Source organism: Butyricimonas muris (genome assembly GCF_046365375.1).
Lineage (GTDB): Bacteria > Bacteroidota > Bacteroidia > Bacteroidales > Marinifilaceae > Butyricimonas > Butyricimonas muris.
Genome location: NZ_JBKEIT010000004.1, coordinates 136,627 through 149,906, shown reverse-complemented (window position 1 = coordinate 149,906; position 13,280 = coordinate 136,627). Strand labels below are relative to the sequence as shown.

At 44.6% G+C, this 13,280-nt stretch carries 7 protein-coding genes; all 7 read right to left on the bottom strand.

The genetic code is table 11. The features are described 5' to 3' along the window. Window positions 1-77: 77 nt before the first annotated feature. Window positions 78-2,753 (bottom strand): TonB-dependent receptor, encoded by a 2,676-nt coding sequence (locus tag ACK8P8_RS08410; protein WP_099294247.1) that lies wholly within the window; start codon window positions 2,751-2,753, stop codon window positions 78-80. A 253-nt stretch (window positions 2,754-3,006) separates the two neighbouring features. After that, entirely contained in the window at window positions 3,007-5,307 is a 2,301-nt protein-coding gene (locus ACK8P8_RS08405) for a Gldg family protein (RefSeq protein WP_186978274.1), read from the bottom strand. A gap of 12 nt (window positions 5,308-5,319) precedes the next feature. After that, window positions 5,320-6,249 (bottom strand): ABC transporter ATP-binding protein, encoded by a 930-nt coding sequence (locus ACK8P8_RS08400; protein ID WP_186978276.1) that lies wholly within the window; start codon window positions 6,247-6,249, stop codon window positions 5,320-5,322. Between the two features lie 76 nt (window positions 6,250-6,325). Next, window positions 6,326-7,747 (bottom strand): hypothetical protein, encoded by a 1,422-nt coding sequence (locus ACK8P8_RS08395; RefSeq protein ID WP_410025757.1) that lies wholly within the window; start codon window positions 7,745-7,747, stop codon window positions 6,326-6,328. A 31-nt stretch (window positions 7,748-7,778) separates the two neighbouring features. Next, complete coding sequence (locus ACK8P8_RS08390; protein WP_186978280.1) at window positions 7,779-8,471, bottom strand: DUF4843 domain-containing protein; 693 nt, start codon at window positions 8,469-8,471, stop codon at window positions 7,779-7,781. Between the two features lie 11 nt (window positions 8,472-8,482). Next, window positions 8,483-9,961 (bottom strand): RagB/SusD family nutrient uptake outer membrane protein, encoded by a 1,479-nt coding sequence (locus ACK8P8_RS08385; RefSeq protein ID WP_186978282.1) that lies wholly within the window; start codon window positions 9,959-9,961, stop codon window positions 8,483-8,485. Window positions 9,962-9,984: 23 nt separating this feature from the next. Next, window positions 9,985-13,221, bottom strand: coding sequence for a SusC/RagA family TonB-linked outer membrane protein (locus tag ACK8P8_RS08380; protein ID WP_410025755.1), 3,237 nt, complete (start codon window positions 13,219-13,221; stop codon window positions 9,985-9,987). Window positions 13,222-13,280: the final 59 nt, after the last annotated feature.

Here is a 13,280-nt window from a genome sequence, read left to right as displayed (position 1 = left end):
TTTAAAGCCCACAAAATTATAAAATAATTCAACATTTTATGACTTTATGGACTTTAAAGACCTTACGGACTTTGGAACTAAAATGTAATTTTCAATCTTAACGAGAACGTACGTCCGAAACCGTAGAACACCTTCGCGGATGCCTCATCATGATCTTTACCATCCTCGGCATCGGCAATATACTCTTTGTCCAAGACATTATTCAGGTTACCGGAAATCATCACCCCGAACAGTTTTCCCACGGGAAAACGATAACTGATATTCGCATCCAATACCCCGTAAGACGGCATTCTCCAAGGTGACTCGAATGCCTTCTCCGCTCCCAGGTCATACGCTAAAGAAGGTGTAAACTTCGCGTAATTTCTAGCAAAATGAGAATAATTCACTCCGACATGCAATCCCTTCAAGAACTGGTATTGTCCCCCCAAGGCAAAAGTAGTCTGTGCTGAATTTCCCACCCGAACATCATCCAATTTAACTATATTTTGAGCATGATCCTTTCCCCCGATTTCACTCACCGGCTGACCATTCTTATCCACCGGCTGTCCGGACGAATTATAAGCATATCCTTTACCGTCACCGTTCCAATACCAATCCCCGATAGAAAACATTCCGGTAATCTTCAAATCTTTCAGCGGACGCAACTCGAAATCCAACTCAATCCCTTGATGCAACGCATCCAATCCCGTCAGATTCACCCGTACACGTTCTCCATTCTTTTCAAAGAAATTAGCCAACGTCTTATCCATCCACGAGGTACGGTACAAATTCACGTTAGCATCCAACCAAACGGAACGGAACCCATACCCCAATTCAAAAGTAAACACTTTCTCGTTCACCGCGTCCGGATTAGTTTCGTTGCTCACGTCCTGTTGCAAGAACACACCTCCTTGCATATAAGGAGCCCGGGAGAAATACCCGATATTCGCGAACACGTTGTGATTCTCCGTCAGATTATAATTTGCCCCTCCTTTTATAGTATATCCCAAGAAGTTCTCCTTATCCGACTTAGCATCGGCTTTCGAGTAATAAAAATGGTCTTTCCGCCAATAGGTAATATTTGAAAGAGAACCCGCGACAAACACGCTCAACGCGTCCCGGTTATATTCCCCTTGCGCGAAAAATCCTTCCTGCATCATATACCCGTCGTAATTCCGGTAAACGATATCCCCCTTCTTCAACTCCTCGTTTTGCCATAAATAATCATCAGCCTTATATTTTACATTCATACGGCTATCGTCAATAAAATATTTCCCGCCGTACAAATCCACTATCTCATTATAGTGTTTCCCCTTGTAATAGCGCAAATCTATACCGCCATACACGTCAAAATACTGCCCTAACTTTGTCGTATAGGTAGAAATCAGACCGTACCAATTATGCTCGTTCTTACTCATTGCCATAATCATCTCCGAACCGGTTACACTTGCCGCATTCAGTTCATAGATACCCGTGTAATTAAACGTGCCGTCCGCATTCCGGAACTTCGTGGTAGGCTTCCCGCCATAAGTACCATACCAGTCATTCTTATGAGCCTTATTACCCCGCCCTCCATATCCGCCGCCTCTACCCAAAGACACGTAAAACACGTTCGAAAGGCTTGACTTCTCGTTTATCTGCCAAAGGTGATTCAAAGAAATCTGCGGTTTGTGATACTTGTTATAAGCGGATACCTTCCGTACCTTCTTTTCCATCCAAGTTGAGAAACCGTAACTCGGGTTATATTTCGTATCATTCAATTCTTTCCAAGCCTCGACACTCATCTTATCATTCCTATTCCGCTGGTTATGCCATTGGGGAGCACCCAGCGCGGTCAGTGACAACTCGTGATTATCCCCCAATCGCTTGGAAATATTAATGAAATAAGAATAAGCCACGAAATCGGTTCCTTGTATATAACCATCGCCCCAAGTCCTTGAGCCCAGTATAGACATCGCCCAGCCCTTCTCGCTCAACCCGGTAGAAGCACTGAACGCTACTTTATTGTACCCGTCATTCCCCACGCTATACGCGACAGACGCCCCGCTCTTCGCGTTGGTTGAATTAGTGACGATATTAATAGATCCCCCGACAGACGGCACGGATACCTTGGAAGCTCCCAATCCCCGTTGCACTTGAATCATACGGGTTACATCAGCCAAACCTGACCAGTTGGACCAATAAATCCCGCCCCACTCCATTTCATTCACCGGTACGCCATTCACCATGACGGCAATATTCTCCGTCTCGAATCCCCGGAGATTAATACGCCCGTCACCAAAAGCACCACCTTCCTTCGTGGCATACACGCTCGGCGTGGCTTTCAATATCTCCGGAAACTCCTGTGTCGACAACTTGTTCTCGATATCCGAAGCCGTGATCACGGACAAGGCAACCGGGGTCTTCCGGTCTATCGCCAACGAGCCCGTCACCACCACGTCGGACAAGCCGATCACTTCCGGCTCCATCTCGATAATACCTAAATGGATTGTTTTATCCCCGACAACGACCTTCTTTTTCAATTCCGTGTAACCCACATTACGGAACCGCAACACGACTTCCCCTGTCTTTTTTAACTTCAATTCAAAATACCCGGTCGTGTCCGTCACCGTTCCGGCAGAAACACCCTCCACGTAAACCGTGGCACCGACAAGCGCCTGCCGTGTTTCCATATCAACAATTTTTCCCTTGACAATCCCCTCTGCCACAACTTCCCACGACATACATAACAGGCAAATGACTACACCTAACACCTTCAATAATACGTTACGCATAAATTCTTTTTTTGAATTACTACTCTTGTATCACAACACTTTTAATACCTCACTACATAGCATTAATTTGAAGGCGAAGATAATGATAAAAAAGCATTTTATATCATTTATTGTTTTTTTTGAGAGTTTTATTTTTTAAACCATTATCCCCCCTCTCCCTAAAACGAGAAAATAATTAAAATACTTTTATCAATAAAATGACCGGGACAAGAAAAACTGTCCCGGTCACCCATCATAGCACACTACATCATTTCTACCTTCCTCTTCGACGCAACCAAATAAAGAGAGCCGTAACAAGCATCAGGCCCGGTAGAATCCAAGATAAGAAAATATCCCAGAAACGGACAACAGCCCCGCTCACCTTATAATCATTATCACGCGGGGACTCCCGGCGCACGTCAATCGGGACTTCCCCGTCGGACAACCAATAGAAGCCACCCATGATTACCGTATAGTTCGCGGACCGTATCCCCTGACGTCCCATGCTTAGCTCCGCGTTACTAATACAATCGGCATCACCGAAAATCATAATACGTTGCTCATGCCCCCATATCTGACGGGTTAAAGCGACAGAAGTTACATACTTCTGTTGAGCCTCTCCGGTTCCGGGATCGAAAGTCACGGAATCATCTATAAAATCCGTCGTCTGCAATTCGTTCCATACCAAAGAATCCGTTTCAAACAACGGTGTCACGTTATATCCCATGTTCCCATCATATGCCAAAGCTGAAACCGAAGGCATCGTCACGGAGTAACCTTGCGCACGCATGGCATCAAAATAATAAACCAACCCGGCAGCCGCTTGAGTCGGACGGGCTTCAATCAAATCCGGACTAAAATCTTTCGTCTGTCTTACCAAAGTTCCCGGTATCAACCGCACCCCAAAATCAGCCAACACCTCGCCCATGATACTTCCTCGTCCGGGTTCACTCAATATCATCAGATTCCCCCCGCGAGCGATATATTTTTCCCAATTCTCCCGTTCTACCGGGGTAAAGGAACTACGCATCTCCGCCACGATCAAAATATTAATTTCCTCCGGAATCTCTTTTTCCAAAGAAATCTCCTGCATCTCGAATCCTTGGTTCATCAAGGCATAACGGAAATGTTTATCCTCCCCGAAAGAAGTATAATTCCGATCTCCCGCCTGATGTATATTCCGCTCTCCGTGTCCTGTCAACACCCCGACCGTCGGCAGTTTCATCGCGATTCGTTTCATGGCAGCCGTGATCTCCGCTTCTTTCGGCATCCTGTCCATCCCCCGGAATATCCGCAAGAAAGTCTTCTCCCCGCTCTCCCGTTCCAACTCCCGCACGAACCAATTATCTTCTTTTACCAAATCAATCTTAGCCCTAATCTCTTTCGGGGTTAACACTTTCGTGGAATCTATATTGTAAATCTTCATCGTTTCATACGCCCTCTCCTTCAATGTTTTCCTTTCCGCGTACCGACTCGGGTCTACCCCCAAAAGAGTGTCATAGTAATAAACATACTTCATTTTGATTTCCGGTTTAAACCGAATATAATGACGGAAATTCTGTTGATCATACTTGACAGCCCCGGGAACCCCGTAATAAAGATTATTACCATCCAACAAATTCACGTACGTGGTTATCGTCAATCCCCCATCCAGCTTGGATATCACTTCCTGACTATGCTCCGTCAACGTATTCCTTTTGGTAGAGGAAGCATCATAATAAGTCATCAAAGAGGGGCGGGAAGTAAAATACCCCAACACGACCACCACTAAAACAACTCCAGCGTATTTGCCTACCGTTTTTGTCCACCGCTGCTTCTGCCGGGCTGCTTGCAAACGAATCGTGGCCAAAGTCAAAAACATCATCGTCACAATAATAAAATAGAGAAAATCTTCACTACAAATCAACCCCCGGATAAATTCATCCGCACGTCCCGAAATGGAAAGCCAGTAGGTAATCTCTCTCACGAACTCTACATCCTGCCACATTCTCCCCACGTAATTCAACAATCCCAACACGGTCAGCGTCAACACGGCAGCCACCACTTGATAGGAAGTTAAACTAGACATGAAAAGCCCTACCGCCGCGTACACGCAAAGCAAGAAATACAACCCGAGCAACCCCGAGAGCACCATAGGCAGATCAAAGTCCTTGATTGAAAAATAAGCAATCAGAATAAAGACTACCAAAACAAACATCATCACCAACCCGTAAATCATCATGGACAGATATTTCCCTAAAATAATCTGCCAATTCGTCACGGGAGAAGAATATAACAGCTTGATCGAACCACTGCTTAATTCCCTGCTCATCAGCCCCATGGTCAACAATGGAATATACAGGTACAGGTATCCCTGTATCACGGGGAAAATCCCACCACTCCATTGGTCCACGAAAAGCTTAAACGTAAGATCGGAAATCGAATACCCCAACTCTTTAGGCATAATCGCGCCTGCCAGATGCCCGCCAAACAGTCCGGCACTCTGAAAAGTGAAAATAATCAATATCAACCACGCGATGGGAGAATAGAATAAAGATTGCAACTCAGCGCGCGCTATATCATATATATTTCTCATAACATTCTATTTTTAATTCTTCTTTTTTGACAATTCGGCAAACACATCATCCAAAGACGTCTTTTCCATCCGAATCTCTGTCAAACGCCAATCTTTAACCACACTCGTTTTTACCACTTTCTCGATGACCTCCTGTGGCAAATCACTAAATCGCAACCGATAATTCGGTCCACCCAACTCTTCCACTCCCACCACTCCCGGAATCTGTTGCAACTCCTCTATTGGCGGAGCTTCCACCAAAGTCACGAACACCGTACTCGGTGAGATATAATTATCAAATTCATCGACTGTCCCGGAAAACACCAATGTCCCCTGCCCGATCATACGAATATAGCTACAAGTTGCCTGAATTTCCGATAGAATGTGCGTAGATAAAATCACGGTACAATCTTCCGCGATTTCTTTAATTAAATGACGAATTTCAAGAATCTGATTCGGGTCCAGACCGTTCGTCGGTTCATCCAATACCACGAAATCCGGACGATGAATAATCGCCTGTGCAATTCCCACGCGTTGTTGATACCCTCCGGACAAATTCCGAATCACCCGTTTCCTGAAATGACCGATTCCGCATCGTTCCAATGCCTCCGTAACCGCTTTATCCTCTTCCGCTCTGGATATCTGGCGCAACCGGGCACTATACAACAAGTACTCTTCCACCGTCAGATCCGTGTGCAAAGGCGGTTTCTGCGGCAAGAACCCGATATGCCTTTTTGCCTCCACCGGATTCTCCCGCATATTCACCCCTTTGATAAACACGTTACCCTCGGTTTGTTTCAACACCCCGCAGATAATGTTCATCGTGGTGGATTTGCCGGCTCCGTTGGAGCCGAGCAAACCATAAACACCATTCCGCGTAATTTCAAAATTAATGTCCCGTATCGCCCACTGCACACTGTAACGGTGCGACAGGTTTTCCACTTTCAAAATTGGTTCTTCCATACTATGATTTATATAACAGTTTACCGGACGAATAGATTTATTCGTCAACATCCTTTCAATAATTCAGAATTAACAATCAGTCCTCGTTATAGTTACGATTTCTAGGTTTATACAACATTTCCACGATCTCTCCGGCAACGTTCTCTTCTTTCCATTTCAACTCTTTCGTTTCAATATCATAACAATAAACAGCACCTTGATATTCCCCACTCGGAGCATCCACCGCCACATACATCTCGGATTTATCATCATTCAGTATAATCTTTTTAATCAAACTACCGGAAACTCCGACCGTATAATCCGATTTCGTCGGGAAATTTCCCGAGGACAAATAATTATACCGGTAAATTTCATTCCTGACCGAATAATACAAGATATTCTCCTTCGTGCTTGATGCGAACACACTCTGCTTATTTATTTCTGCCGCAGCCGGATAAATCGATTTAAAATCCCAAACTGACACTTTCGACCAACCCACGTATTGCAAGGAAATATTCAGGTACACCACCTTATTTTCCCCGTTCTTATCTTTCAACAAAATAAGTATATCCTCCTCGCTCACACCAAGAAGCATATCATATATTTCACTCGCTTCAACAACTTCATCCCCCACTTTGATCTGATAAGGTTCGATATCCCTCGCGCTGAACAAAAGCTGATTCTTCATATCGAATACCAGCAAGTACCAATTCCACTTTCCTCCATAAACGACAGCTTTATCGGATAACTCCGCATCCGGAAAATTCCCGTACTTTCCTGTTAATCCCTGTTGAAGATTATTTCGGAAATACGCGTTACGACAATCATAATCCAACGTCTTTCCATCAGTCATAATATACAAACAATGATCCTTTTCCAACATCCGGTCCACCCGCTCCTCCGGGTAAGATACCTCATCCAACACCTCCATCGTATAATAATCCAATTTCAAAAAGCGAAAAGGATTTTCGGTCACGACGTAAATATAGGGAGTATAATATTCCGTTGGAGAGCAAGCAACGGCAACCGGCTCAGTACCCAAAGGTATTCCCGGATTATTCGACGCGTACACATCCTTTTCAAACCCTCTTTCCGGCCAATTATCATTGCGGAAAGAAATCATGGAACGCCCGTCATACTTACTTAACAGTAAAAGTCCCTCGTCATAAGGATTAGGTACCCGTAATTTAAATTCTTTGAAAATAGCCCCGTCCTCATTATACACCTTCAATCGACAAGGGAAAAGTCCGCAACTATCATAAGCATGTTTCAAAACTCTCTCCGTGGAAACCACGTCATAATTGATCTGCCATTCATACGATAAAGCCTTATCCTGACTTTCCTGTTTCGTTTCCGGGGCTTCAATTTCGAATTCCACGTTTCTTTCCGCGTAATACAACGTATCCAACTCCGTCTTAAACGACAAATAAGAAATGGCATTTTCACCCATTTTCGTCTGATCGTCCAAACAACCTATCAACGAAAACAACACACCTGCTATTAATATCAATTGTTTCATCTATCTCGCTTTTTAATCCATTAAAAATCTACTACTCGTAAGGCCATGGTGCCGATTCGGGAAATTCCATGCCATACTCGGGATGCAACTTAAAGTAATCATACATCTTTTTCCCACACAGAATCACTTTAATCATACTATTCATGTAGTCTTCAAAACTTATCGCTCCTCCCCAGAACTCCATCATCTTCTGGTACTTCTCCGGTCTATAAGCTCCCCAGTACATAGCCTCTAAAGCATACCACCAATCAGGTTCCTGCAAATAATTACTAAACACAACCTTACTTTGTAATTTTTCCTGTACCCCTAACCCAAACATATCATTTGCCTCCAGATCCAACACGATCCGGTACACCGTGTCCACCATCGGGTCTATCCTACTCCTCAACAATTCTATCGGGATATACGCGTTCACGGAATCCTTGTCCACCACAAATTCTGTCGACAATGAAGTATAAGAATCTCCCGGGGCTGTTGTCAACTCTTGATTCACGTTTATTTTAAACATTCGATTCTCCCCGAGAGGTTGCCCCAACACCTTCACCGGAACCTTCACCGTGTAAGTTTCCACATCCATCTGCATCTCCCCCAACCGGCAAACAAGACTGTCCTTCACAAAATAAATCCGGTCTTTATCCTCATAATACCCGCTCTCTCCATTTTCATCACACCCTATAAACAGAGAGACTGTAAACACAATCAACAATATATATAACTTTCTCATCTCTTTACATTTTATTGGTTAGTAACTCCATACTCCTGTTCGGACTTGGGCCACGGGAGAACGAATACATCTTTAGACGGAACCACATCCACTTTATCCAGAAAATCTCGAAAACCCAAATTATGACACTTGTAAAAACTGAACATCTGCCCTTCCCCGTAAAATTCCCTCGTGCGTTCCCTCGTCATCTCCTTCAGAAATTTATCTTGAGAATCCACCAACGAAGCTTCAATGTCAGCCAATCCCCGGCTACCGCGAACCGCGTTCAAATAACCAAGAGCCTTCTCTTTATCTTTCGAATAATTAGCCTCAGCTAAAATATAGTACATTTCAGGCAAACGTACCAGACAAGTTCCGTTAAAATACTGTGTCGGCTTATTACTCGCCCCTTCCGTCGGGCTTAATAATCGAATAAAGAAATGCCCCTCGTACCCTTTATCCTGAAAAAAACTCGTGTAACGCAAATCCTTACTATCTGCCGTGAATTGCGACACCTCATATAAAGCCTTTATATCCGCCCGCAACGTTGCATTCAAGGTAACGGCACTCTGCAAGAACAATTCTTTATAATCCGTGTACATCTTGTTGGTAAATAACCCCCAAATTAATTCCGTGTGCGTACCGTAGCGTTTTACATGCTCAAAGTTCTGTCGTTCCGTCAAGCCCACTCCCGGGGAAGCAATCACCTTTTCAGCATAATAAGCGGCACTATCCAAATCCCCTCTGGTATAAAATACTCTGGCCTTAATTGCCCACGCCGCGTACAAATTACAATGTGAATAACGTTTTCTACGATACGAATCTACTGTTGTCGTATTATAAATATCGCCATCCCCGGCTAAACTACGGGCAGCCTCACTCAAATCCGCCAATACATTGTCATAACATTGCGCCAACGTGTATACTTTTTTACTACTTAAATCAAAAGTATAGGCATAAGGAACACCACCCGCGTCGGGATTCATCCGGTAATTATCACAGAACAGACGCATCACCTCGAAATGTAAAAAAGCTCTCACCGCGTATGCCTCTCCCTTGATTAACTTCAGATCAGGATCTTTATTCAAATCCTCTCTATCTATGTTGACAATCACATTATTCACGTAAGAAATACACTCGTACAACTTCGTCCAGACAGATTCAATTTGCTTTTCCATCCGCTGATCCTTATAATCATAAATCGAGGCATATTTAATATAAGCATATTTACTTCCAGCCCACCCGTCACTTGCATCAGCAAATTGTCCGTATTCATCCCCGAATTGCTGACCGAGAACATCCGCCAATCCCCAATTCATCATCATCCCGTACAACTCCCCCTGTGCCATAGACGCGTAGATCCCGTACATTGCGTCCCGGTATCCCTGCACATCTTTAAATTGTTCATCCTGCACTAGCTCACCCTCCGGCTTGATATCCAAAAAGCTGTTACAACTGCCCAAAGAGAACAGTACCAGCATTGCCATCCAAATATATCTTCTATTTTTCATATTATTCGTTTTAGTAGTTCGTATCAAAATGCTGCACTAAGCGAAAATTCGAAACTCCGGGCAAAAGGGTACGAGAACCCTCGTTCCTGCTTGATCGTTGAAGCCCGGAACACATCATTCATCAAAAACTCCACCCTCAAACGGCTTAAATAAAGTTTTTGACAAATCTCCGGGGTAAAATCATATGAAAGACTCAAACTCTGCATATTAATCATATACTCGTCCCGCACGAAACGACTGGTAATATCGGGAGTTGTCTGCTCCGCGATATTCTTATATTTCACCCGGTCCCCCACCTCTTTCCAGCGACTTTGGAATACCCGTTTATCTGCATTCCGTCGCGGATTGGCACCTTCAACCCGAGTCACCAACGTCTGGTTATAAACCGTCGCACCCAACTCGTAATTAAACAACATATTCAAAGCGAAACCTTTAAACGTCAAATAGGTACCCAACGTCCCGGACACCGTTGGGTCCGAATCCCCGTACGTCCGCTTATCCCAATAATTATAAATAAAAGTCGGGACACCAAACCGATCAATAAAAACCTCCTGCCCGGTAGCCGGATCAATACCCCCGGATTTCACGGCCTTCACGGCACTCAATGACTCTCCTTCCACGTAAACAGGGGGTGGCAACAACGTCCCCTCCGCCGTATTCAACTCCTCGTTCATCTTCTCCAAGGCATTACTGATCTTTTTAATTTTATTCTCGTTATGCTGCATATTCAACGATAGCGACCAATTCCAACTTTTATTGGAAACCGCAACCACCCGGGTCTGGAACTCGATACCGGTATTCAACAATTTACCCATATTCTCTTTTGCCGTGGTCGTTCCCACGGAAGGAGCTTTCGCCACATCCAACAGCAAATTATCCGTTGTCTTGCTATAATATTCCAACGTGAAATCCAACCGGTTCTTAAACAAAACGACATCCAACCCGACATTATAAGTCAACGCCCTCTCCCACTTCAAATCCGGATTGCCGATAGCCATGGGAATCGCCCCTATCCCCTTATCATAATCCAAACCTGCATCATATTTATACGTTGTCATTGCCTGATAGGGAGAAAAAGAAGCGTTACCCGTGTATCCCAAACTCCCGCGCAACTTAATCCTATCCGTCGAAGACATATTCAAAAATTTCTCTTTATGAATATTCCACCCCAACCCTAAACTCCAGAAAGGCGTAAAACGCTGATCTTCGCCGAATTTGGAAGACCCTTCATACCGGATTGAAGCATCGGCAAAATAACGGTCATCATAAATCACGTTAGCGTTCAGGAACAATCCCATGGAACGTTCCAAATCCTGACTTCCGCTCGGGGTCGCACCTTCCGGATACCTTGTGGCAAAAGCGGGATGTCCCAGCTTATCCGAATAAAGTCCCACCCCCGCGTAACCATTACCGTTCCTTTCCGAGGACTGTACATTCCCGCCCCCCATCGCGTTCAACAATGTTCCCGTCCCGAACATCTTATTATAAGACAGAGTAACACGCCCTTCATAAGTCATCGCTTTATTATTCGACACCTCTATTCTCCCGGATTCCGAAGCATCCTTATTCCTGAACTCGTACGACTCCGGAGAAGTAAATTTCTCCGTATCATCTTTTGACTTATTCAGCGAGAAAAAACCTTCCACCCGAAAACCCGGCAACACCTCTACACGCAAATCAAGCACATTATTCAAATAAAATTGTTCACTTCGATCATAACTACCCAGCGTCGCCTCGAACAACGGATTGGAAACACCAAAACTCAACACCTTATTCAACGTTCCATCCAAATTATAAGCCCGATCATACGGGTTCAACTCGACATATTTATTAAAAGTGCCGTAAGGTGATTCCTCGCTATTCACCGAGGTAATCGTCGTCGTGTTCGACACGTAAACCTTATCCTGTTTATTATACGACAACCTGAAGTTCAAAGAATAACGATCACGTTTTGATTTTTTCATCACCCCCTGTTCCGAACCGTAACGGGCCCCCAGAGTATAACGGATATAATCATCCCCCCCGGCAACATTCAAATTATGATTCTGTGAAACAGAATTACGTAACGGCTTGGACAACCAGTCCGTATTCACACCTTCCCGTACCCGCTTGAATTTTTCATTATACTCAATATCTTTCTCGTATTGCGATTTTCCACTATCATCATACACCCCTGCCAAACGCTCGTACTCCAATTTTTCCGCCGCGTTCAACAAATCATAATCCCGCACATCCGGTATCGAAGTCCGTAAAGTTCCGCTGTAAGAAACCCTCAACTTTCCGGCACGCAAAGGTCTTGTCGTGATAACCACCACGCCTTTTGCCGCTTTAGAACCGTATAACGCGGAAGCCGAAGCATCTTTCAACACGGTCACCGTTTCCACGTCATTCATATCCATATCGAAAACATAATCCAAATCGACCTCAGCCCCATCCACGATAAAGGTCGGTACATTGGAAGAGCCCTCGAAACTGCTTCGACCGCGAATCAGAATCTCCGGTCTCGTGTTCGGGTCTGACCCCATATCATTATTCTTCACGATTTGCAGCCCCGGAACAAAAGCCGCCAAGCTCTGTAACAAACTCTTTGTCCCCACGCTCATCAACTGCTTACGGCTAACGACAGTTGCCGAACCCGTGAAACTGCTTTTAGCCTTATTCCCCATACCGGTAATAATAACTTCCTCCAGTTCTTCCTCGTCCGGTTGCATGACTATTTCAAGTCCCTCCTTCACGTACTCTTTTATCTCCCGTTCCTGAGTGACCATTCCGATAAAAGAGAATACCAGCGTAACGGATTTCTTTTCAGCATCCAAAAACTCTATTTTGAACTTTCCGTTCGCGTCTGTCGCCGTTCCGGTCTGTGTACCCTTTATCACTACCGTCACTCCGGGCAGAAGCTCACCTTTATTATCCTTCACCACCCCGGAAATCCGCCATACATTCTTTTTCTCATCCGTGGCTTTCTTCGGGGTAATAATAAACACGTCATCCACGATGTGATAAGTCAATGACGTTCCTTTCAAAACTTGGTCCAGAATCTCCTGCACCGTCGCGTCCTTCGCGGACACGGACACCTTTACCCCGGTAACTTCGTCATCATTGTAGAAAAACTCATAACCGGACTTCTCCCCAAGTTCATTCAACACATTCAATAAACTCACGGACTTTTTCTCCATAGACAGTTTCACGTTCTGCGCCACACCGCGTGCAGACACGGACAATACCGCCAGTAAAGATAGAACAAGACATAGTTTCATAACTGTACAAATTTTCCTAAAAGCAGGTTCCCCCGCTCTTACATTCGGTTTTTTTTTCA

Coding starts and splice junctions, on each gene's coding strand:
- ACK8P8_RS08410 (WP_099294247.1), bottom strand. CDS start 2,753: ATGCGTAACGTATTATTGAAGGTGTTAGGTGTAGTCATTTGCCTGTTA.
- ACK8P8_RS08405 (WP_186978274.1), bottom strand. CDS start 5,307: ATGAGAAATATATATGATATAGCGCGCGCTGAGTTGCAATCTTTATTC.
- ACK8P8_RS08400 (WP_186978276.1), bottom strand. CDS start 6,249: ATGGAAGAACCAATTTTGAAAGTGGAAAACCTGTCGCACCGTTACAGT.
- ACK8P8_RS08395 (WP_410025757.1), bottom strand. CDS start 7,747: ATGAAACAATTGATATTAATAGCAGGTGTGTTGTTTTCGTTGATAGGT.
- ACK8P8_RS08390 (WP_186978280.1), bottom strand. CDS start 8,471: ATGAGAAAGTTATATATATTGTTGATTGTGTTTACAGTCTCTCTGTTT.
- ACK8P8_RS08385 (WP_186978282.1), bottom strand. CDS start 9,961: ATGAAAAATAGAAGATATATTTGGATGGCAATGCTGGTACTGTTCTCT.
- ACK8P8_RS08380 (WP_410025755.1), bottom strand. CDS start 13,221: ATGAAACTATGTCTTGTTCTATCTTTACTGGCGGTATTGTCCGTGTCT.